Here is a 19,686-nt window from a genome sequence, read left to right on the forward strand (position 1 = left end):
GCAAAAAGGGGGGTGGGGGTCAAGCATGTCAAACGGCAAGAAACCAAGGCAGCCGAACTATTCCAAGATCTTCGGAGCGCACCCCGAAATGGCGGAAGTCGCGAAGATGGTTTGGCATGATGTCATCGGGCACCTGGTTGCCTGCGATTTGCTGGACACGAGGCGCGCCCGGATCGCGGATCGCTATGCAAGAGCCTGCGCCGAATATGAGCGCATCTACCCTGAAGCCGCCAAAGATGGCCCAGTCAACAAGGGCAAGAATGGCGGCGATGTCTGGAATATGAAGTGGGGGGCGGTCAAGGACTTGAACGTGCAAATGCAGAAGTTCGAGGATGCCCTTTTGATTGCGCCAAAAGCCGCAAACGCCACAGCAGCTCCTGGCGGCTCGGGTGGAGGAAAGCCCGCAAATGAGTTCCTCGACTGACCCAACAACGCAATATGCGCGGGATGTCATCGAGGGGAAAATTGTAGCCGGAGAGTTTGTCAGATTGGCGGCGAAACGCCATCTGGACGATTTGAAGGGCGGGCACGCTCGCGGGTTGTCTTGGGATCTGGAAGAGGCCAATCGGGCCATTCGCTTCTTCCCAAGCTGCCTTACAATTACTGAAGGAGAGAAAGAGGGTCAGCCCTTTGACTTGCTGCCCTGGCACTTGTTCGTTGCTGGGTCGATCTATGGTTGGCGCGACAAAAACGGTCTTCGACGTTATCGGTTCATTTGGCTGGAAACAGGCAAGGGGCAGGCAAAGTCACCGTTTATGGCTGGGGTCGGTCTCTATGAGATCCTTGGCCGGAAAAAACAACGGGCCGAGGCCTATTGCATCGGTGAGGACCGCGACACGGCGAATGTCATGTTTCGAGATGCAGTCGCAATGTGCCGGGCGCCGGTTCCCGGCTGGGGGGAGGACTCACTGGAGAGCACCCGCCGTGTGAATATCAGTGGACGTGGTGACAACGCCTGGCGGATCAGCCACCCAAAGTCGAGCTCAAGGTTTGAGCCAGTTGCAAACAGCGATGCGATTTCTGGACCAAAACCCGTAGCGGTTTTTGGTGACGAAATCCACGAAATGAAGACCAACAAGGCCATTTCAATCTGGCGCGCCGCCATCGCTAAACGTCCAGGTGATCCAATGATGATCCTGGGCACCAATACGCCTTCTGTGGATCAGCAAGTGGGCACTGAATACAGCACCTTTTTCCAGAAGGTCCTGAAAGGAGAATTCACCGACGATTCCGCCTTTGCCTACATCGCGCGGGTGGATGAAACCGACGATCCCATGAATGATGAGGCTTGCTGGGTAAAGGCCTTGCCAGCCCTGGGTGTCACCTTCCCGCTGGAGAATGTTCGCAAAGAGGTTGAGACCTCACGCTTGATGCTCTCAACCCAGCTGACCACCAAGCGTCTCTATTTTGGGATCCCGGTTGGCACCGCAGGTTTCTGGATTTCGCAAGCGGCCTGGACCAAAAGCCTGGGCTCAGTGGATGAAGACGAAATGGCGGGTAGGCGGTTGCACCTCTCGCTGGATCTGTCCCAGAAAAACGACCTGACGGCGCTCTCAGGGTGTTGGGAAGGTGACCGGCTGGCGGTGAAGACCTGGTACTACACTCGCAGTTATGAGCTGGAGGAGCGGGAAACTGCAGACCACATAAACTATCGAGAGATTGAGGCGGCGGGCCAACTTACAATCACTGAAAGCGCCACCATCGACTATAGTTTTGTGGCCGAACAGGTGAAGCAGCTTTGCGCCAAGCATGAGGTTGTTCAGCTGGTGGTGGACTCGGCCTTTATTCAAGACTTTATCCGCGCCTGTGATGATATCAGCTTCCAGGTTTGGCTCTATGAGGGACCGGAAGAGCCAGAAGGAAATGGCCTGAAAATCGTAAGGCACGCTCAGGGTGGCAAGGTCGTTTTTGAGGACAAGATGCTCTGCATGCCGGTCTCAGTGCGTCACCTTGAGGATCATATCCTCAAAGGGAATGTGCTGATCGATGACAACCGGCTGACCACTATTTGCGCTTCGAATTCGGTTCTCGATACCGATGCGCAAAAAAACAAATGGTTCAACAAGCGGCGCTCGCGCGGGCGCATTGACGGGATGGTAACCATCACCATGGCGGTAGGTTCCGCTACTGGAGAGATGGAAGCCACCAGCACCGGGATTTCAATCCCTGATGACTATGAGGTCTGCTGACTTGGGACTGATGCAATTCTTTTCAAGCGAACCAGAGGCGCCAGAACAGCGGGATCCGCGGGACGAATTCTGGTTCAACGGGGTTCGCGGATCTTCCGAGATCGGCGTTGAGGTGACGATTAAGCGGGCGCGCCAGGTTCCGGTGGTGAATGATTGCATTTCCACGTTGGCCGAGTCCGTTTCCAGTCTACAGCTGGGGGTGTTCGAAAGGGTCAGTGCATCAAAGGTTCGCCGTGCGGACAACCACCCGGTTGTTAAGCTGCTGAGGAACCCAAACAAGCGGCAAACAACCGTCGAATTTGTCTACATGATCGTAAGCGATCTGAGCAGTGCAGGGGATTTCTACGCCAAGAAAATCTGGAACGAAAAATTCGAGCTTGTTGGACTGAAGCGCATCGATCCTGAAACGGTTGAGGTTGATGAAACCCAGGATGAGACCAAGCGTTTTCGCTTCACCGACAAGTTTGGGGTTCAGCACATCCTGTTGGAGGATGAGGTTTGGCACATTCCGCGGCCACCTGTGGAAGATGGCATCAAGGGCACTTCACCGATCCTGGATGACGGAAGAGAGGCCATAGCAGTTGCGATTGCCTTGCAGCGTTATGCTAATTCCCTTTTTACCAATGACGCGACGCCATCCTATGTCTGGGCAATGCCAGCCGGGCAGAGTTTCAGCGATAAGGGTGATAAGGCTAGATGGTTAAAGGCCATGGCGCGCTGGCTTGGTGGGAAAAACCGCTGGCGACCGGCGGTTGTAGAGTTCGGAATCGAGCCAAAGCGTCTGGGCCTGACATCCGAGGAGGCGCAGTTTCTCGATACCCGCAAAGAGCTGTGGCTTGATCTGACCAGGCTCTGGCGCATGCAGCCCCACAAAGTTGGCATTTTGGACCGGGCGACCTTTTCCAACATTGAAGAGCAGTCACTGGATTACGTCACTGGCACCTTGCGCCCATTGCTGGAGCTGATTGAAGCCTCCGTGAATAAGTTCCTGATCGAGGATGAGGAATTCTATTTTGAGTTCAATGTAAGCAGCCTCCTGCGTGGCGATATCAAGGCGCGCTATGAGGCCTATGCCCTTGGTCGCCAATGGGGTTGGCTGAGCGTCAATGATGTTCTGCGCTTGGAAAACCAGAATGGCATCGGGGCTGCTGGTGATCGGTACATTGAGCCATTGAACATGGTCCCGGTCGGTTCTGGATCAGATCGGCGCGATAACCAGGGCAGCGTTGAAAAGTCCATAGCATTTTTACGCGAAAGCACTGCGACCAATGGCGGTCGCTCAGGATTGGAGATGATTAGAGATGCCGCATGAAATCGAGCGGGTGTTGCAGTCGGTCGCTTCGGGCGTCTGGCTGATCGACCCGGAAAAAGCCGCTGAGATTGTGAGCGTTTTGAGCCTGCGCGCTCATGGTCTTCCATCAGATTGGGCAGAAGATGCGCGCTCTAAACCGGTCTATGCGATGGAGCCTATTCAAGGGCGGCGCGGGACGGTTCACCTGCTGCGCCTTCACGGCACAATTATGCCCCGTGGTGGCATGATGGCGCGCATGTCTGGAGGTGCTTCGCTTGAAATGTTCCAGAAAGCCTTCTCGCAAGCCGCATCAGATGCGCATGCACAGGCCATTGTCATTGAAGTGGATAGCCCCGGCGGCATGGTGGAGCAGGTTCAGGAAACAGCGTCGATGATCTATTCGGCGCGGCGTTCTGGTCGGCCCATTGTGGCCGTGGCAAATTCCCTGGCTGCGTCGGCGGCCTATTGGATTGCATCCGCCGCCGATGAGCTGGTTGTCACCCCTTCGGGGCGGGTTGGGTCAATCGGTGTCTATACCATGCATGACAACCTCGCTGTAGCGCTGGAAAAGGCAGGCATTGAACGGTCTGTCATTTCCGCCGGGGCGCGCAAGGTTGAAAGCCTGCCATTTGGCAAACTGGCACCAGAGGCCAGAGCGGCAACACAGGCTCAGGTAGATGCCACCTATGAGCGCTTTACCCATGATGTTGCGGAATTCCGCGGTGTCGCTTCAGAGGTTGTGCGCGCAGATCCTGAAGAGGCTGAAGCACACTTTGGGGGCGGCAGGGCCTACCATGCACAAGAAGCTGTCAGACTTGGGATGGCGGATCGGGTGGCGACACTTAGTGAGACCATCCAGCGACTTTCTACGGAGGGTCGCGTGCCAAAACCAAGCGTTGCCAGAGCGCGCTTGAACCTCGCGGGCTGAGAACCGCACCAACTCTTTTCCGAACAATCGGTCACCTAAACCGCGCGCGCCGGGCGTGCGGCGCAGGTGTGTCTTTGCCCGGCGCAATGGAGCAGAAGATGAGCAAACTGCAAAAACTCCGTAAAGAACTTGAAGAGAAAAAGGCCGCGGGTCTGGCCTTGGTTGAGGCTGCAGAAGCAGGTGGCCGAGATTTCACAGCAGAAGAAGAGACGCAATATCAGGCTATCGAAGCTGAGATTACCCGTCTCCAAGGCGAGATTAAAACTGCTGAGGATCTGGCAGAGCGCCGTCGGACAATGACCGGCGTGGCGGCTGGCAACAACCGCGTGCATGATGAAGATCCTGAGCTGACTGGCGGTTTTGCGGCCCTGGGAGAATTCGCTACCGCCGTGCATCAAGCCATCGGCACTGGCGGCACGGTAGACCCCCGACTGGCCAGCCTTGTGGCCACAACCCACCAGGGCGGAACGGTAGACGGGGAAGGTTACCTGCTTCCACCGCAATATCGCGACCAAATCTGGGAACTGGTCAACGACTTTGACGAGTTCGGCCCTCTTATCGATGAGGAGCCGACAGGCAAACGGGAAGTCAAACTGGGCGCAGATGAATCAACCCCCTGGAGCTCTGCAGGTATCGTAGCTCACTGGCGCGGTGAAGGCTCCAAAATGGACCCCTCGAAAATGGAAGGTCAGGAGCGGAATGTACCGCTACATGAGCTGTACACTTTTGCCCTCGCGACAGAAGAGTTGCTGGAGGATGCGCCTCGGCTCAACAACCGACTGGGCAAAAAAGCAGCTGGTGCCATTGCTTGGAAAAAGAACCAGGCGATCATTGATGGCACTGGTGCTGGTCAGCCCCTGGGTTGGATGAAATCCAAGGCGCTGATCAAGATTGCCAAAGAGGATGGGCAGGGGGCAAAAAGCGTCACCCCTAAGAACATTGTTAAGATGTATGCGCGCCTGCAGCGGATCCCCGGTGACAAACCGTTTTGGTTGATCAACCAGGATGTGCTGCCGGAGCTGATGTTTATGACTGTGGGTGACAAGCCTATCTGGATGCCGTCAGGAGACCTGGCAAATGCGCCTGGTGGATACCTTCTCGGCTTGCCCATCCGCTTCTCGGAGTTTGCCAAGACCCTCGGTGAGGTGGGTGATGTGCAGCTGATCTCGCCCAAAGGGTACTATGGCGCACGCCGGGCTTCTGGCTTGAAGCATGCCACGTCCATCCACCTGTTCTTTGACTACAATATCCGGGCTTTCCGCTGGACGTTCCGTTATGGCGGTCAGCCCCATCTGTCGAAGGCGGTGCAGCCAGCAAATGGGGATAGCACGCGTTCTCATTTCGTCATGCTGGAAAAGCGCGCTTAACGCTCCTCCCCCTTTGGGCGCCGGAGGGCGCCCAACCCCTTCCATACATCTATTTTGGAGTCTTCCAATGGCACAAAAAACCTTACCTCCTTCCGCCTCTGTGGCGCTCTTGGCTGTGATCGAGCCTGATGCAACCGCGGTGGGAGATCATTCCACCGGCTGGCTTAGCATGGCAGATTTTCAGGCCATTCAGGCCCTGATTTGTGTTGGGGCACTTGGCGCCGCTGCTACGATCGATGCAAAGATCGAGCAGGCCAAGGATGACGCTGGCGCAGAGGTGAAAGACCTTGAGGGCGCTGCCATCACCCAGCTTACCAAGGCTGATGGTGACGACAACAAACAGGCCATCATTGAATTCTGGGGAGAAGACCTGGATATCAAGAACGATTTTGTATTTGTCCGCCTCACGGTGACTGTCGGAGGCGCAAACTCGGATCTTTCCGCAGTCGTTTTGGGTAGCCACCCCCGACAAGGACCGGCTTCCAAGCTCAATCCGCCCAGCGTTTCGGAATTGGTAACCCTCTAAACTCAGAGAGCGTCTGGATTTTTTCCAGGCGCCCAGGGAGCGCTTATGCCTGTTCAGCACCTCGCCTTTTTGGAAGATGAGATCTTGTCCGCAGCGGAGTTGCGATCTCATTTGGGTTTAGGCCCTGATGAGGCGGACCTTGACTCCTTGGTAGATGGCTACATTGCAGCTGCGCGCGCGCAGGCAGAAAACTACCTTCGCAAGGTGCTGCGACGCCAGCGCGTGCTGGCCATCTACGATTGCTTTGGCGGCAGTCGTATTGAACTCCCCAAAGGCCCAGCTTCGTCTGTGGAAAAGGTTGAATACCTATCCCCCGTGGGAAACTGGGTTGAGGTTCCGGAGGCAGATTTTCAAGCCTTCCTGGCAATCTCCCCCGGCTATCTTCGCCCTGCGTTTGGAGGTTCTTGGCCTGCTACAATCCAGGCCCCAGAAAGCGTGAAGGTCACCTATGTGGCTGGCTGTGCTGATGAAGCTGCAGAGCTTCCGCCTGACATCTTGCAAGCTATTCGCTTGATGGTGGCGGATATGTTCATCAACCGCGGGGATGAAGCGCATAAGCAGAAACAAAAGGGGATGCACCCTGGTGCTGAAGCGCTTTTGAGCCCCTATCGGGAGTGGTTTTGATGAGGGGAAGCCTTGGCGGATTGAAACTGCATGTCTCTTTTGATGCGCCCGCAGAGGTGCCCGATGGCGCTGGTGGGTTTGGCTCTGGGTGGGCTCAAAGGTTCACTTGTCGCGCAGAGCCAATCTACTCCTCAGGTGGTGAGGTTTTGAATGCCTCAAGGCTTCAGGGGAAAGCGGCCTATAAGATCCGGATTCATCAAAGCGCGATGGCTAAACTAATTGAGACAAATTGGCGTATGCGGGATCTGCGCCGTGGCGCGCAAGATGGTGAGTTTCCAGGGGCTCAATTCAATATCATTGAAGTTGACCCCATATCTGACCGCCGGTGGGTTTGCCTTGCGGTGGAGAGTGAGGCTAAAACATGAGCCTTTCGATTGAAATCCAGAAGGCCATTCTTCAAGCGCTCCAGGAATCTGTGGAGCTTTCAAACTTTACCGATGGTGAGATTGCTGAGAACGCTCCATCTGCTTTTTCGCGGCCCTATGTGACGCTAGGCCCAAGCTCTTTTGTTGAAGCAAATTCAGATGGGATCAAAAGCCGATCAGAGACCCTGCAAATTGATTGCTGGCCTACAAATGGGAGCAGCAGCGCAGAAGCAAAGCGTATGGTCGATCTTGCCTATGATGTCCTGAACAACCCAAACCTCGTCTTGCCCTCGCCCTATGCATTCTGCTTCTGCCAAGTTGAGCTGAGTAGGACGGTGGAGCTGCCTGCAGGCCAAGGTGTGAAAGGCGTTTTGCAGATTACTGTGACTGCGGAAGATCATCGGTAGCCATGCAGCCCGCCCTTGAAGCCCGATTGGCCCGCGCCGTTTCTGCGGTGTCGCGCGGCATTGAACGCGCGATGGAAGATGCTGCTGAAGATCTTGTTCAGCTGATGAAATCCCTCGTGCCGGTCAAGGAGGGTGACCTTCGCGCTAGTATCGGCTGGACCTGGGGCCTGGCCCCAGAGGGTGCTTTGTCGGTCGATACCGTCGAAAGTTCAGAAAAGCAGATCACGATCTATGCGGGTCTAGGCCTGTCTATTCCGGCTGTTGCGCGTTGGGTTGAGTTTGGCACTGACCCGCACAGCGTAGCGAAAGGGGGCGGCACGGTGGCCGGTCAAGTGGCCTTGGCTGCAGGGCAGGGCAGGCCTCACCCAGGCGCAAAACCGCATCCTTACTTCTTCCCGGCTTACCGCCAGAAGCGCAGGGCCATCGTCGCCCGGATGCGGCGCGAAATCAAAAAGGAACTGAAAGGAGTGTGAAATGGCGCAAGCGATTTTCAATGAGCCGTTCAACTACAGCTCGCGCACCCGCAATGCGGGCTGGTCAGCCAAGCCCGGACCTGAGCCCCAGACATATCCGCAGGAATTTATCGATGCGGCAATTTCCGCTGGAGTTGCGGAGCCTGTGAAACCCGCCCGAAAGGGGCAGAAGAAGGAGAGCCAAGATGGCTGAAGCAGAAACTGAAAAATATGAAGAGATGGTTTTGGAGGTGGAAACCAATGTCCAGGGCACCTTTGCCCGCATCTGCGGCTTGAAGGATGTGACCATCAGCCGGTCTGCGCAGTTAGATACCGATGAGATCCCCGATTGCGATGATGAGAGCAAGCCGTTCTCTGTTTCCAAAGAGGTGCGCTCCGTTGACGTTAAAGTCTCGACCACGGGTGTCTGGGCGCAGCAATCCCACGGAACCCTCACTGACTGGTTTTATTCTGGCCAGGCAAAGAATGTGCGCGTTGGAAATCTCAATGCAGCCGTGGGTGATACCGAATATGAAAGCGGCCCGGCGCTGCTGACAAGCCTCAGCAACCAGCGGACAAAAGGTAAGTCTGTAAGTGCCCAGCTAGAAATCGAATTTGTCGGCACCCCGGCGCGGAGTGCTAAAGCGTGAGCGGGCGCATCACCTGGCTGGGTGGCTCCCATGCCTTTGGGTTTCAGATTGGAGAGCTGCGCGCGCTCCAGGATGAGACCAACAGTGGGCCGGGGGAAGTTCTTTCCCGGCTCAATGCCGGATCCTGGCGCGTTGATGACATTACCAGCACCCTGCGTCTGGGCTTGATTGGGGGTGGGGCGTCGGAGGATGAGGCCAGCGCCGCCGTCACCCGCGTAACTTCTGGCAGTCATGTGAACTGGTTCACCCTCGCCCTGACCGCATCGACGGTTCTTTCTTCCGGCCTGTTTGGCAATCCGGACGCGCCGCCGGAAAAGCCAAAGGGGGAAAGTCTGGAAGATGGAATTTCGGAGCCCTCTACGGATGGGGCGGCGTAATGGGACTTTCCCCCCGCGAAGTAGATCAACAACAGCTCTGGCCGTTTGTCGCCGCCTGGGACGCCTATAAGCAGGTCCATGGCATTCGTGAGAGCGCAAAACCTAGCGGGGATCTGAATGAAGAAGATCTGGCGCGCATGGGGATTGAAGGGTTCTAAACATGGAAGCTGATGGCCTCGAAATCCCGGTAGTTGCGAACCAGGGGCAATTCAACAGGGCAATGAAGGAGGTGCTGCGCACCTCCAACCTCACCGCAGATCAGGTGAAAAAGAAATTTGCGGAGGCAAACCCCAAAGAGGCGCGCATGTTTGAGCGCTTTGCGGAAAATCAAGCCCGTGCCTATGACCGGATCGCCCAAAAACTGGATCCCGTTGTGCGCAACAGTCGCCAGCTTGAGCGGGTGCAAGAGCAGCTTTCCCTGGCTGTTCAATCCGGGGCGATCACTCAGGATCAGGCAAACCGGCAATTGTCCATTGCGAAGATGCGCTATTCTGAAGTGTCAGCCGCCGCAGCCACCGCCGGTGAAACGCAGAAGTCCTTCCTCAATGTCTCGCGCCAAGGGCGCTTCATCATTGGGAATACGACCAACCAGCTAGCGGATATGGCAGTGCAGTGGGAGATGGGCACCAACCCGATGCGCATCATGGGGCAACAGCTCCCCCAGGTTCTTGGGGGCTTCACAATGCTCGCGGGACCGGTTGGCATCCTCGCGGGGCTTTTGGGAACCGTGGCTGCTATCGGCTTTCCAATGGCTGCATTCCTGATGACAACCGGGGAAGAGGCTGAGAAGGCCGGAAAGAAGGTTGAAACCTTCGCAGATGCGTTGCAGGAGGCGGAATCGGCCATTGGCCGGGCGCAAGCTGCAATGCAACTGGCGAGCGCTGGAGGCGTCGAGGATCTGGGAGAGATCTACGGCGCGGTGACACAGAAGGTCATCAGCCTTTCGGAAGCTCTGGCAGATATCGAGGTGCGCGCGGCTAAGGTCGAGATCGGGCAGTTGCTCGATAAGACGCTTGGTGAGGAATACCAGGCTGAGATTGACAAGATCTTCAGCGCGGTAGGTTCGGCCTTGATTGAAAGCGGTACAGATCGAGCCAAGGAAAACGCCGATTTGATCCGGCAGCAGATCCAAGATCTTGAGGCGCAAATTGCCACTTCGGAACTCGGTGGCGGGCTAGTGACTGCAGCGCTGCAGGAACAACGCCAGGAAATGCTGGAGGAGCTGGCAGCCATTGAGGGCCGCTATGAGGATATTGGCAGTCTAGCAAAAGATCTTACGATTCCGCCTGAGGTCCTTTCCTCATATCGAGAACTGGAGGCACGTCTGCAGGCCGCGCGGGATGCCGGTGATTTTGCGGTGATGGCCAGCGTGTTGTCAGAAATGCGCCAGACGCTGGCGGCAATGGGTGACACGATTGACCAGGGGGTGCGCGATCAACTGGCCCAGGCAGAAGACCAAGCCCGTCGCATGGCGCAAGCCCTGAGTGAGGGGCGCAATATAGCTTCTGAGCTTGGTGGCCTGGATCTGTCGGGCGGCATCAATAGCGCGGTGACTGCGGCGGCGGCATTGGCAGAGCAGTTAGGGATCAGTCTGGATCTTGCACGGCGATTGTCGGGGGCTGGCGTTGGCCGCAATGTGGTCCTGGATCCGCGTGATCCTCGCTACAACGAGAGAGACGCACGCTTGGCGGGCATTGCGGCCCATATGAGTGACTTTTCCAGCAACTATGGAACCGTCTCCCCATTTGATCCGTCTCGCCTGCCAAAACCGCCGAAACGGAAGAAGGGTGGAGGTGGCAAGTCCAGCTCTTCCGAAGATTTTGATCTTGGGGCGCGCGCGGCTGAGGAAGTGCAAGCTCTGCAGCGCAAGATAGAATTGCTGGGCAAATCCCGTGCGGAAATCGCAGCGCTTACCTTCAAATATCAGCGCCTGGATGAAGCCAAGGCGCGCGGCATCGATCTTGACCAGGTTTCCGCGAAAACAGGCAAGACTGTTGCCGAGACAATTGACCAGCAGGCGCAGAAGGTCGGGGAGCTTGCGGCCAAATATGAAGCTGCTGCAGAGCAGGCGCGCTTTTTCGATGGCGTCAACAGCGATCTGAAGAATGGGATCCTTGATGCTGCAATAGAAGGCGAGAACCTCGGAGATGTGCTGGACAGTATCGCCAAGAAGTTTGCCCGGGCGGCACTTGAGGCGGCTCTTTTTGGTGAGGGGCCACTAAAGGGAAAATATGGCCTCTCTAGTGGTGGCTTGTTCGGTGGTGGCGCTGGCTCTGGAGGTGGCGGGTTGTTTGGTGGTGCCATCATTCCGGGCATCCTGCATTCAGGTGGGATAGCTGGAAAGGATGGCTATAGCCATGGGCGCTCTTTCGCGCCTTCCACTTGGGCTGGGGCGCCTCGCTATCATCAAGGGGGCATCGCTGGGCTGCGTCCTGGTGAGGTGCCGGCCATTCTGGAAGTTGGTGAACCGGTGCTTCCCAAGGACTACAAAATGCGGGCGCTCGGCTCCCGTGCAGTGGGTGCAGGTGAGCGCGCAAATCTCTCAGTGGTGATTCACAATGCCCCCGAGGGCCAACACCAGGTTCAACAGTCTCAAGATGGCCGCACTCTGGAAATCCACCTTGAAAGAGTGGCGCTGAATGCCGTGGCTGGCCCAAAGGGGAAGCAGATGATGAAATCTACTTATGGGATCAAACCACCGGCAAGGGGGCGCTGAGGATGGTTGATTGGACCACTGCAGTTGAGTTTTGCCCGGTTGGCGATAGCTTTTGGGAAGAACCAGAAGATGCAGTTCTGCGTACTCAGACAGATTCCGGCCCTGTCAAATCTCGGCGGCGCTATACAGCTGTGCCTATCAGTATTCGTTTCACATTGCCTCGCATGACCAACGCGCAATACGCAGAGTTTCAGGCCTGGTTTGAGAATGACGTGAAGGGCGGTTCAATTCCTTTCACAGCGCTCCACCCAATTACCAGGGAGCAGTGTTCCTTTCAATTTGTGAGGCCATACAGAGCCAACAAGGCGGGGCGCAGCATGCAGGTGCATTTGGAATTGGAGCGCCTGCCATGAGATCCACCCTAACCCCGCAGATGTTGCAGGCGATGCATGCGCAACAGACCGATGAGGTCATTCTACCGCTTATCACCTTGACGCAGGTTGGCTGGGAAGATGAGCTGAGGTTTGTACCGAACACCCAGCCCATCCAGCACAATGGCGATGAGTTTAGGCCGCTGGCTTTTGATGTTGGCCTGCCGGATGAGGAGGCCGAAGGGGTGCCGGTCATAAACTGGGTGGCTGACAATACGGATCGCCGCATGGTCGAGGCATTGCGCCAGGTGCGCGGGACAGTCCAGGCGCACCTAGTTTGGATTATGGCCTCAGATCCGGATGTGATCCAACTCGGCCCAATGGAGGTGGAAATGCGCGCTGCAGAATATGACGCGCGCGCGGTTCGCGGCACGATGGGTGTTGAGCCCATTCTTGAACAATCCTTTGGGCAGCGGGTCATGAACCCGGCCAATACACCGGCGCTTTTCTAGATGTGGTCAGATGATTGGATTGGCATCCCCTACCAAGAGCTTGGCAGGGGGCCGGATGGCTATGACTGCCTGGGTCTTTTCCTGGCCCTGCAGCGCGTGCGGCACGGGCGGGATCTGTTTGACCCGCTCTGCAGCATGACCGCGGCTGCGCGCATGAACCTGGCTGATCAGGTTCGGCCCAAATGGAAACGGATCGAAAGGGCAGAAGAGGGGGCAGCGGTGCTGTTTAGGGTCAAGGGGTTCGCCCTGCATGTGGGCTACGCCCTGGATTATCGCCACATGCTGCATGCCTCGGGTGAGGCAGGCCAGAGCATGATTGAAGACTTCACCTCCAGCAACTGGGGAACCCGGCTTGAAGGAATATATGCCTATGCAGGCTGATCAGTTTGAAACAACAGCCTATCTGCATCCAATGCGTGGGGAGTGTAAGAACGCCCTGCGCCAGGAAGGCGCAACCATTGCGGATATCGTGCGCGAAGCTGAGATTGATCCTCGCTACATGGGAACAGTCCAGGTTGTGATCAGCCATGGTGTGAGTGCTTCTGTGGTTCCAATGGATCAATGGGGCAGGGTGCGCCCCCGCGCGGGAACCCATGTGTTGATCACTCCGCGCGTTCATGGCCCTGCAGCGGCCCTCTTGCTTTCGGCGGTGCTTCCATCCGTGGCCGCGACTGCTGCAGGGGCGTTGTTCACGGCGGGCACTCTGGCCTATTCCCTGGCCTATGCGGCGGTGACCATTGTTGGCTCTCTTCTGATCAATGCGCTGGTGCCCCCGCCAAGCACTCCGGCGGCGGCGCGGGAAGATGACCCGAATTTCTCGATCACGGGATCCAGCAACGCAGAGACGCCATACGGGATCTATCCAACTGTCTTGGGGCGTCACCTGATCTACCCGCCCAAGACCGCGCGTGGCTACACCGAGGGCGAGGGGGAGAATATTCACTTTCGGGGGCGCTTTACCTTTGGCTATGGGCCTGTCGCGCTGGAGAGCCTGCGGATCGGCACGACCCCCATCACAGAGTTTGAGGGCGTCGAGCTGGAATTCCTCAATGTGGATCAGGCCGAAACCCTCGCCCATATGCCGGAACTCGCCCCCCTGGTGCGGGCTTGGCGCAGCGGTGACGCCCCTCTGACGCTCTATCCTGATGATGTGGCAGAAGATAGCTATTCGGTCGCTCTGGCGCAGGACAACGCTATCCTGCGCGCCACCAGAGACCGCACAACCTCTGTCTCTGTGGATGTCACCTTTCAAGGGCTGGTGCGCTTTGATGGCAATAACAACAAACAAGAGCATTCCGCCGATATCCGCTATCGTTTCAGGGCTGTGGGGGCTCAAGCCTGGACTGATGCAGGAACCGAAACCTTCACCGGTGCCTCTACCGCCAATCTGCGCTTCACAAAGACAATCGCGCTGCCGACTGAGGGCGAATATGAAATTGAGGTCACGCGCCTAACTGCCGAAAGCGATGAAACCACGGTGCGCGATAGCGGGTTTCTGACGGCTATCCGCTCGGTGCGTTCCGGCTCACTGCCCAGCCATGCGGATATTGCCGAAGTTGCGGTACGGATCAAAGCAAGCGACCAATTGAACGGCCAGCTCGAAACCCTGAACGCTGTGGCCATGCAGATGGCACCGGTCTGGGATGGGGGTGCATGGTCTCAGCCACAGCCCGTGCGTCATCCCGCCTGGATCTATGCCAGGGCATTGATGGGGCCCATGCTCTCCAAGCCGCTCACCGCAGAGCGCCTGCAGCTTGATGATCTGAAGGACTGGGCAGACCAGGAACCGCATTGGACCTGTGATGCGGTGATTGATCAGGCCACTACTGTGGCAGAGGTGCTGGATTTGATCTGCGCCACGGGCCGGGCACGCCGGTTCCTGCGGGATCTTAAATACTCCATTATTCGCGATGGTGCAGCGGGACCAGTGATTGCGCAATTCAACCCGCGCAATTCCTGGGGCTTCAAGGGTCAGATCACCTTTCCAAAGGAGATCCATGGCTTTCGGGTGCGCTGTCTTTCAGAGCGGCTTGAATGGCAGCAGGATGAAATCACGGTCTATGCCGATGGCTATGACGTGAACACAGCAACTGAGTTTGAAACCCTGGAACTGACCGGCGTGGTTCTGTCGAAAGATGACACCGACGGCGGCAATGCCTGGCGCTTGGGGCGTTACCACCTGGCACAGGCGATTTTGCGGCCAGAGAGCTTTTCCTGGCAGGTCGATTTTGAGCATCTGCGGGTCAACATGGGTGACAAGGCGCGCCTGGTTCATGATGTGCCAAAGGTTGGGGTCGGCGCGGGCCGGATTACAGAGATTATCCTGCAGAATGGCGATTTGTCCGGCTTCAAGCTGGATGAGATCCTGACACCAGAGCCGGGCGATTATCGGGTTTGCATCCGTCTCAGAAATGGTGATGAGCGGATCTTTCGCGCGGCCCCTCCTGTAGATTATACCTACATCTGGACCGCTCAGGAGGCGGTGAGCCCAGCCGGGATCCATATTGGAGATCTGCTTTCCATTGAGCTGATGACGCAGGAAAGCTTGGAGGTGCTGATTACATCCATCAAGCATGGTGAAGACCTCACCGCGACCCTCACAGGCGTTCCTGCGGCCCCAGCCGTTCTCACTGCTGATGAGGGCGAAATCCCGCCTTATGATCCGATTATCACCACGGTGAGGCCGAATAGCAGTCTTGCCCCTCCGCCCCCTGAAATCAGAACCGCTCGTCTGAACTACTTTGAAACAATTAGCGAGGCAGGCGGGCGCGAACTTGGCTTTTCCGCTTATCTGGAATGGCAACCGGGGTCCGCGCATAGCGTCATTGATTACGTTGTTTACATGATCACCCCAAGAGGTGGTCGGATCAAGCTGACAGAAACTGCCGCCACATCTGGAAGCTTCACACTTTTGGAGCCTGGAACATACCGGTTTGAGGTTTTTGCACGCAACGCCTTCGGCGTTTCGCGGCCTGCCATGGATGTGGTCACCTGGTCACTGAAGGCGCAAACGCCGGAGCCTGTTGCGGGGTTTCAGGCCGATCTTTCTGGCAATCAGTTGCTGTTAAAATGGGCACCAGGCGAAAGCATGGTTTCGCACTATGAGTTACGGTTTCTCGAAGCCGATGCGGTTGGTGGCTGGGCGCAATCGATCCTGGTGGATGATGCCATTCAAGGCAATCGATTGGCTGTTTCCGCGAGAAATGGCCGCTATTTGATTAAGGCGGTCTCTCTCTTTGGAACTCCCAGTACAGCGGCCTCTGCTGTTTTGGTGGAGGGCGCCGAGATTCTTGGAACGAATGTCGTTGAAAGGGTGATTGAACACGCCCATTTTGCCGGAGCCAAAAGCGCTGGAATTGGTCGAGTTGGGGGAACGCTTTGGCTTGGAAGTTCTTCCAGCATTTCTGAATGGCCCTCACTTTCGGCTGTAGATACCTTGCTTGGGTTCGCTGGGGTGGTGCCTTCGGGTGTCTACAACTTCTATGAGATCGTTGATCTGACTGCTGTCTATACCTCTCGAATTTCCAGTAAGATTGTTGCTGGCGGGGTCCTGCTGAATAACACCCTGGATTCTTGGAGGCACCTTTCTGATGTCGAGGCGCTTTCGGGTGTTGATAGTTCAGCTTGGGAAGTCCGGCTGCAAGTTTCGACGACGCGCGATGATCCACATTTAGAGGCTGTCAATTGGTCCAATTGGATGCCCTTGGGGATTGGCGATTATCTAGCGCGCGCCTTTCGCTTCAGAGTGATCCTGGAAAGTAAATCCTCAACGGTGGCGGTGCGCCTCGACCGGCTGGAGGTCACGGTGGATATGCCAGATCGCACAGATGGAGGGGCTGATTTGGTCTGCCCGCCAGAGGGGGTCTATGTCCCGTTTTCCCCTGCCTTCAAAGAAAGGCCTGCAATTGCCGTGACGGGTCAGGGTTTACCTTCTGACGCGGTGGAGTTGCGTAGCAATGTGAGCGCCGAAGGATTTCATCAGAGATTTACAGACCAGTCAGGGCAGGGGGTTGCCTGCTCATTTGACTGGATCGCCAAAGGTTACGGACATGTTTTGTAACCCCCTTAATCAACAAAGGAGAAGCTATGGCCCAGTTTGACTTTGGGCAGATTGACCCATCACAGCTATCGGGAATTGAACTGGCGGATTTGCTGAACGCCTTTCGTACGGCTGTGCTAAGCGGTCATTCTGGAGATGATCGGCCTTACTATGCGCCGACGAATTTGGTCTGGGTAGATACATCCGGTAGCGTGCCGGTTGTTCGCTTTTACAACGGGGTGAGTGATCAAAAGCTTCTAGATGTTCTGACAGCCAAGGTTGGGCTCTCATTGCTGGGCATGAATGATCATGTCGGATTGTTATTGGGGGAAATCGGTGCAGGAGATGGCAGCTCTGCGCGCTTGACCTTTGATGGCGGCAGCAAGACTTGGATGGTCTACAACCACGACAATGAACTGCTATTTGCTTATGAAGCTGAACCTGGTGCGAATTCAGGAACGGCCAAGATCCGCTTTCGTGGGTCGGGGGTAATCGAGGCTCCGGATGCGGATGGCCCAACCATCACCGGCCCAGGCGACCTTCCTAATCGCGGCTACAATGATGCGCGCTATTTGCAGGATACCCGGCAAGGTGCAGAGGTGACTTCCCTTTTTGGCGGAGCTGTGGCGGATCAATCCTGGTTCCGTGCGGCGGCTGGGAGCTATGTGAGCGGTGTTCGTATCGGTGTGGAAGCCGGAGATGAGCGGGTTACCGGTATCGCTTACCGCCCCCTTCAAAAATTCATCGATGGCGCGTGGGTTACCGTCACAGCGCAATAGGAGATACCAATGCAGTTTAAAGATCTTGGGCTGTTTGAAGCCTATTCGCCTGAGGGCGAGAACCCACACGGGATCATCTTCTGTCGTAACCAGGCAGAAGAGGATTTCTATGAAATCGCGCGCGCTATCGAAACCCCCGCGCATTGGTTCCTGGTTTCTGCCGGGGGTGACGTTGTTTCCGCAACAAATGACTTGAGCCGGTTCGCGCCTTCTGGATTCCGCATCGTTGAGGTGACGGACGGGGCGGCGCTTTATGACGCCTATCTGGCCTCCATAGGTGGCGGCTATGAGGACCGCTTTGTCTGGGCGAATGGTGCGATTAGCCAATACATCGCGGCACCAGAAGAGCTGGGCGCCTTGGCTCAGGCAAAGGGGAAAGCAGAGTGCGCGCGCCGAATTGTTGCGGTGGCTGACCTGGTGACCCAGACCAATCTTCTGGCTGCTGACCAGCTCAATAAGCTCAGTCCAACTGAAAAGCTGACCTTTGAAGCAGGTCACGACTGGATCCGCGCCATGCAAGCGGCGTGGCCTGGCCTTGTTGAGGCCGATGCAGACCTTTCAGATGACGCCAATTGGCCAGCCGTGCCACCTGGCGTGGCTGAACTCGCCGCGCTCTACTAGCGGCACCTCTCTTCCCATCCAGAAACCAAACATAAATCGCCCTGCCAAGAGAGCGGGGTTTTGTCATATGGAGCAGTGAATGACCCTCGGAGAAATGGCGGAAAAGGCGCAACAGTCTCTGATCGGCTGGGCGGTGGTTGGTGGGGCCGGGGGCGTGGTCTGGTTGATCCGGCGTGTCTTCACCAATCAAAAGCAGATCGAAATCATGCAGCGCGAAGCGGCTTTGCGGGATGAACGCCGCGAAGAGGACCGGCAAACAATGCTGGGCATCGATCGCGAGCTGAAAGAACTGCGCCGGGATCTCTCTCGGGGCAACTGACCGCCCCTGGCGCGGTGAAGCCAGACAATCCAAGCATTTGAGGTTTCCAATGAAACAGCACTCTTATGACGTGCGCTGGCTGCAGCGTGCGCTACAGCAGCTCGGCCATTACAAAGGCCGGGTTGATGGAATTTCCGGGCCGATGACGCGCAAGGCCATTGTTGCCTTCAAGCTTTCACAGGGGCTTTGGCCACGGGACTATGTTGGCCCGATCACACTTGGGCGCTTGCGGGATGCGGTAGAAGTGTCCGAACCGCGCAAGTTTGGCCCGGATACCGCGCCGGAACCACCCTGGTTGGTAGAGCTGGGGAAGGTCATGGGCCTGCATGAGGTGCGGGATAATCGCGTCTTGAGCGACTGGCTGCGCTCTGATGGCTCCACGCTGGGTGACCCGGCCAAACTGCCCTGGTGCGGGGATGCGGCAATCACGGCGCTTGAATTGACCCTGCCAGAGGAACCGCTTCCTAAAAACCTGGAGGCGAACCCCTATTGGGCGCGCAACTTTGCCAGCTACGGCATGCGCTGCGGCAAGGTCTATGGCGCGGTTGCCAGCTTCAGGCGCGGCAAGGGAGGCCATGTAGGCTTTGCCATTGGCTATGACCCGCAGCGCAATCGCTTCCTGATCCGTGGCGGCAATCAATCCGACATGGTGCGCGATAGCTGGCTTGCAGCAAATCGCCTCATCGATCTGCGTTGGCCCAAGAACTGGCCCGCAGCCCACCAGCGCCCTTTGCCCATCCTGGATGCAAGCGGCGCCATTCTCTCCACCAATGAAGCTTGAAAGGAAACCAGATGAACTGGAATGACCTCTTTTTGCAACTGCAACCCCATTTGCTGAGCCTCGCTGCCCTGATCTTGACCGTTGTGATCGGGCGGGTGGCGCAGGTTCTGAAGGTGCGCTTTGGCATCGATATTGAGCAACGCCATCGTGAAAATCTTCACAGTGCCTTGATGAGCGGTTTGCGCGCGGCGTTGAGCCGACGACCTGAGGCTGAACCGCCTCAACTAATTGAGGAGGCGATTGCCTACGCGCGGGACTCTGTGCCCGATGCTATGGCGCGGCTTGGGCCTTCAGAGGCAGTCCTTGGCCGTCTGGCTCTTGGCAAGCTGCAGGAGATCGCGCCCGCCTTTGGTCGCTAATGGATTCCCACACTTCCTGGGGGCGCTGGTTTAGCGCCCTCAACCTCTGTTTTCTCCTCTAAAATCGGAGCCT

23 protein-coding genes are annotated in these 19,686 nt (G+C 56.8%); all 23 read left to right on the top strand.

Annotated elements, in window-relative coordinates; translation table 11 throughout:
* Positions 1-25 precede the first annotated feature (25 nt).
* The 23 genes from RSK20926_RS01400 (at position 26) to RSK20926_RS01510 (ending at position 19,613) form a co-directional block, all read left to right on the top strand.
* Positions 26-424, top strand: a complete 399-nt coding sequence (locus RSK20926_RS01400; protein ID WP_008203937.1) for a P27 family phage terminase small subunit — start codon at positions 26-28, stop codon at positions 422-424.
* Positions 408-2,189: a terminase large subunit gene (locus RSK20926_RS01405; protein WP_008203938.1), complete on the top strand. Its 1,782-nt coding sequence runs from the start codon at positions 408-410 to the stop codon at positions 2,187-2,189. The genes RSK20926_RS01400 and RSK20926_RS01405 overlap by 17 nt, the downstream gene beginning before the upstream one ends.
* Before the next feature lie 10 nt (positions 2,190-2,199).
* The gene (locus RSK20926_RS01410) at positions 2,200-3,501 is read left to right on the top strand and encodes a phage portal protein (protein ID WP_008203939.1); all 1,302 of its coding nucleotides are present in this window, start codon (positions 2,200-2,202) and stop codon (positions 3,499-3,501) included.
* Positions 3,491-4,408 carry a S49 family peptidase gene (locus tag RSK20926_RS01415; protein ID WP_008203940.1) on the top strand — a complete coding sequence of 306 codons (918 nt, stop codon included), beginning with the start codon at positions 3,491-3,493 and terminating at the stop codon, positions 4,406-4,408. Before RSK20926_RS01410 ends, RSK20926_RS01415 begins: the two co-directional genes overlap by 11 nt.
* A 98-nt stretch (positions 4,409-4,506) precedes the next feature.
* Positions 4,507-5,775, top strand: coding sequence for a phage major capsid protein (locus RSK20926_RS01420; protein WP_037253480.1), 1,269 nt, complete (start codon positions 4,507-4,509; stop codon positions 5,773-5,775).
* 67 nt (positions 5,776-5,842) lie between these two features.
* Complete coding sequence (locus RSK20926_RS01425; protein WP_008203942.1) at positions 5,843-6,301, top strand: hypothetical protein; 459 nt, start codon at positions 5,843-5,845, stop codon at positions 6,299-6,301.
* A 45-nt stretch (positions 6,302-6,346) separates the two neighbouring features.
* Positions 6,347-6,925, top strand: a complete 579-nt coding sequence (locus tag RSK20926_RS01430) for a head-tail connector protein (RefSeq protein ID WP_008203943.1) — start codon at positions 6,347-6,349, stop codon at positions 6,923-6,925.
* Positions 6,925-7,290, top strand: a complete 366-nt coding sequence (locus RSK20926_RS23435) for a phage head completion protein (protein ID WP_008203944.1) — start codon at positions 6,925-6,927, stop codon at positions 7,288-7,290. Before RSK20926_RS01430 ends, RSK20926_RS23435 begins: the two co-directional genes overlap by 1 nt.
* On the top strand, positions 7,287-7,697 hold the full coding sequence (locus tag RSK20926_RS01440; protein ID WP_008203945.1) for a DUF3168 domain-containing protein: 411 nt from the start codon (positions 7,287-7,289) through the stop codon (positions 7,695-7,697). Before RSK20926_RS23435 ends, RSK20926_RS01440 begins: the two co-directional genes overlap by 4 nt.
* Before the next feature lie 2 nt (positions 7,698-7,699).
* Positions 7,700-8,170 carry an HK97 gp10 family phage protein gene (locus RSK20926_RS01445; protein WP_008203946.1) on the top strand — a complete coding sequence of 157 codons (471 nt, stop codon included), beginning with the start codon at positions 7,700-7,702 and terminating at the stop codon, positions 8,168-8,170.
* Position 8,171: 1 nt separating this feature from the next.
* Positions 8,172-8,363 (top strand): hypothetical protein, encoded by a 192-nt coding sequence (locus tag RSK20926_RS01450; RefSeq protein WP_008203947.1) that lies wholly within the window; start codon positions 8,172-8,174, stop codon positions 8,361-8,363.
* Positions 8,356-8,799 carry a phage tail tube protein gene (locus RSK20926_RS01455; protein WP_008203948.1) on the top strand — a complete coding sequence of 148 codons (444 nt, stop codon included), beginning with the start codon at positions 8,356-8,358 and terminating at the stop codon, positions 8,797-8,799. Before RSK20926_RS01450 ends, RSK20926_RS01455 begins: the two co-directional genes overlap by 8 nt.
* Positions 8,796-9,176 carry a gene transfer agent family protein gene (locus RSK20926_RS01460; RefSeq protein WP_008203949.1) on the top strand — a complete coding sequence of 127 codons (381 nt, stop codon included), beginning with the start codon at positions 8,796-8,798 and terminating at the stop codon, positions 9,174-9,176. Before RSK20926_RS01455 ends, RSK20926_RS01460 begins: the two co-directional genes overlap by 4 nt.
* Positions 9,176-9,334, top strand: a complete 159-nt coding sequence (locus tag RSK20926_RS22735; RefSeq protein WP_008203951.1) for a hypothetical protein — start codon at positions 9,176-9,178, stop codon at positions 9,332-9,334. Before RSK20926_RS01460 ends, RSK20926_RS22735 begins: the two co-directional genes overlap by 1 nt.
* 2 nt (positions 9,335-9,336) lie before the next feature.
* Positions 9,337-11,892: a hypothetical protein gene (locus RSK20926_RS01465; protein WP_008203952.1), complete on the top strand. Its 2,556-nt coding sequence runs from the start codon at positions 9,337-9,339 to the stop codon at positions 11,890-11,892.
* Positions 11,893-12,241: 349 nt separating this feature from the next.
* Entirely contained in the window at positions 12,242-12,715 is a 474-nt protein-coding gene (locus RSK20926_RS01475) for a DUF1833 family protein (protein WP_083805704.1), read from the top strand.
* Positions 12,716-13,096, top strand: a complete 381-nt coding sequence (locus tag RSK20926_RS01480) for an NlpC/P60 family protein (RefSeq protein WP_008203956.1) — start codon at positions 12,716-12,718, stop codon at positions 13,094-13,096.
* Positions 13,086-16,775 carry a host specificity factor TipJ family phage tail protein gene (locus RSK20926_RS01485; protein ID WP_008203957.1) on the top strand — a complete coding sequence of 1,230 codons (3,690 nt, stop codon included), beginning with the start codon at positions 13,086-13,088 and terminating at the stop codon, positions 16,773-16,775. The genes RSK20926_RS01480 and RSK20926_RS01485 overlap by 11 nt, the downstream gene beginning before the upstream one ends.
* A 26-nt stretch (positions 16,776-16,801) precedes the next feature.
* The gene (locus tag RSK20926_RS01490) at positions 16,802-17,533 is read left to right on the top strand and encodes a hypothetical protein (RefSeq protein ID WP_008203959.1); all 732 of its coding nucleotides are present in this window, start codon (positions 16,802-16,804) and stop codon (positions 17,531-17,533) included.
* 9 nt (positions 17,534-17,542) lie between these two features.
* Positions 17,543-18,154, top strand: coding sequence for a hypothetical protein (locus RSK20926_RS01495; protein ID WP_008203960.1), 612 nt, complete (start codon positions 17,543-17,545; stop codon positions 18,152-18,154).
* A 79-nt stretch (positions 18,155-18,233) separates the two neighbouring features.
* Positions 18,234-18,473: a hypothetical protein gene (locus RSK20926_RS01500; protein WP_008203961.1), complete on the top strand. Its 240-nt coding sequence runs from the start codon at positions 18,234-18,236 to the stop codon at positions 18,471-18,473.
* Positions 18,474-18,522: 49 nt separating this feature from the next.
* Positions 18,523-19,254, top strand: coding sequence for an NlpC/P60 family protein (locus tag RSK20926_RS01505; RefSeq protein ID WP_008203962.1), 732 nt, complete (start codon positions 18,523-18,525; stop codon positions 19,252-19,254).
* A gap of 11 nt (positions 19,255-19,265) precedes the next feature.
* Positions 19,266-19,613 carry a hypothetical protein gene (locus RSK20926_RS01510; RefSeq protein ID WP_050773022.1) on the top strand — a complete coding sequence of 116 codons (348 nt, stop codon included), beginning with the start codon at positions 19,266-19,268 and terminating at the stop codon, positions 19,611-19,613.
* Positions 19,614-19,686: the final 73 nt, after the last annotated feature.

The organism is Roseobacter sp. SK209-2-6, from assembly GCF_000169455.1.
Classification (GTDB): domain Bacteria; phylum Pseudomonadota; class Alphaproteobacteria; order Rhodobacterales; family Rhodobacteraceae; genus Pseudophaeobacter.

Excerpts from the sequence above, each read along its gene's own strand:
- RSK20926_RS01485 (WP_008203957.1), top strand. The coding sequence starts at position 13,086 with ATGCAGGCTGATCAGTTTGAAACAACAGCCTATCTGCATCCAATGCGT.
- RSK20926_RS01455 (WP_008203948.1), top strand. The coding sequence starts at position 8,356 with ATGGCTGAAGCAGAAACTGAAAAATATGAAGAGATGGTTTTGGAGGTG.
- RSK20926_RS23435 (WP_008203944.1), top strand. The coding sequence starts at position 6,925 with ATGAGGGGAAGCCTTGGCGGATTGAAACTGCATGTCTCTTTTGATGCG.
- RSK20926_RS01415 (WP_008203940.1), top strand. The coding sequence starts at position 3,491 with ATGCCGCATGAAATCGAGCGGGTGTTGCAGTCGGTCGCTTCGGGCGTC.
- RSK20926_RS01505 (WP_008203962.1), top strand. The coding sequence starts at position 18,523 with ATGAAACAGCACTCTTATGACGTGCGCTGGCTGCAGCGTGCGCTACAG.
- RSK20926_RS01440 (WP_008203945.1), top strand. The coding sequence starts at position 7,287 with ATGAGCCTTTCGATTGAAATCCAGAAGGCCATTCTTCAAGCGCTCCAG.
- RSK20926_RS01400 (WP_008203937.1), top strand. The coding sequence starts at position 26 with ATGTCAAACGGCAAGAAACCAAGGCAGCCGAACTATTCCAAGATCTTC.
- RSK20926_RS01405 (WP_008203938.1), top strand. The coding sequence starts at position 408 with ATGAGTTCCTCGACTGACCCAACAACGCAATATGCGCGGGATGTCATC.
- RSK20926_RS01495 (WP_008203960.1), top strand. The coding sequence starts at position 17,543 with ATGCAGTTTAAAGATCTTGGGCTGTTTGAAGCCTATTCGCCTGAGGGC.
- RSK20926_RS01425 (WP_008203942.1), top strand. The coding sequence starts at position 5,843 with ATGGCACAAAAAACCTTACCTCCTTCCGCCTCTGTGGCGCTCTTGGCT.
- RSK20926_RS01490 (WP_008203959.1), top strand. The coding sequence starts at position 16,802 with ATGGCCCAGTTTGACTTTGGGCAGATTGACCCATCACAGCTATCGGGA.
- RSK20926_RS01410 (WP_008203939.1), top strand. The coding sequence starts at position 2,200 with ATGCAATTCTTTTCAAGCGAACCAGAGGCGCCAGAACAGCGGGATCCG.
- RSK20926_RS01450 (WP_008203947.1), top strand. The coding sequence starts at position 8,172 with ATGGCGCAAGCGATTTTCAATGAGCCGTTCAACTACAGCTCGCGCACC.
- RSK20926_RS01420 (WP_037253480.1), top strand. The coding sequence starts at position 4,507 with ATGAGCAAACTGCAAAAACTCCGTAAAGAACTTGAAGAGAAAAAGGCC.
- RSK20926_RS01445 (WP_008203946.1), top strand. The coding sequence starts at position 7,700 with ATGCAGCCCGCCCTTGAAGCCCGATTGGCCCGCGCCGTTTCTGCGGTG.
- RSK20926_RS01430 (WP_008203943.1), top strand. The coding sequence starts at position 6,347 with ATGCCTGTTCAGCACCTCGCCTTTTTGGAAGATGAGATCTTGTCCGCA.
- RSK20926_RS01475 (WP_083805704.1), top strand. The coding sequence starts at position 12,242 with ATGAGATCCACCCTAACCCCGCAGATGTTGCAGGCGATGCATGCGCAA.
- RSK20926_RS01500 (WP_008203961.1), top strand. The coding sequence starts at position 18,234 with ATGACCCTCGGAGAAATGGCGGAAAAGGCGCAACAGTCTCTGATCGGC.
- RSK20926_RS22735 (WP_008203951.1), top strand. The coding sequence starts at position 9,176 with ATGGGACTTTCCCCCCGCGAAGTAGATCAACAACAGCTCTGGCCGTTT.
- RSK20926_RS01510 (WP_050773022.1), top strand. The coding sequence starts at position 19,266 with ATGAACTGGAATGACCTCTTTTTGCAACTGCAACCCCATTTGCTGAGC.
- RSK20926_RS01480 (WP_008203956.1), top strand. The coding sequence starts at position 12,716 with ATGTGGTCAGATGATTGGATTGGCATCCCCTACCAAGAGCTTGGCAGG.
- RSK20926_RS01465 (WP_008203952.1), top strand. The coding sequence starts at position 9,337 with ATGGAAGCTGATGGCCTCGAAATCCCGGTAGTTGCGAACCAGGGGCAA.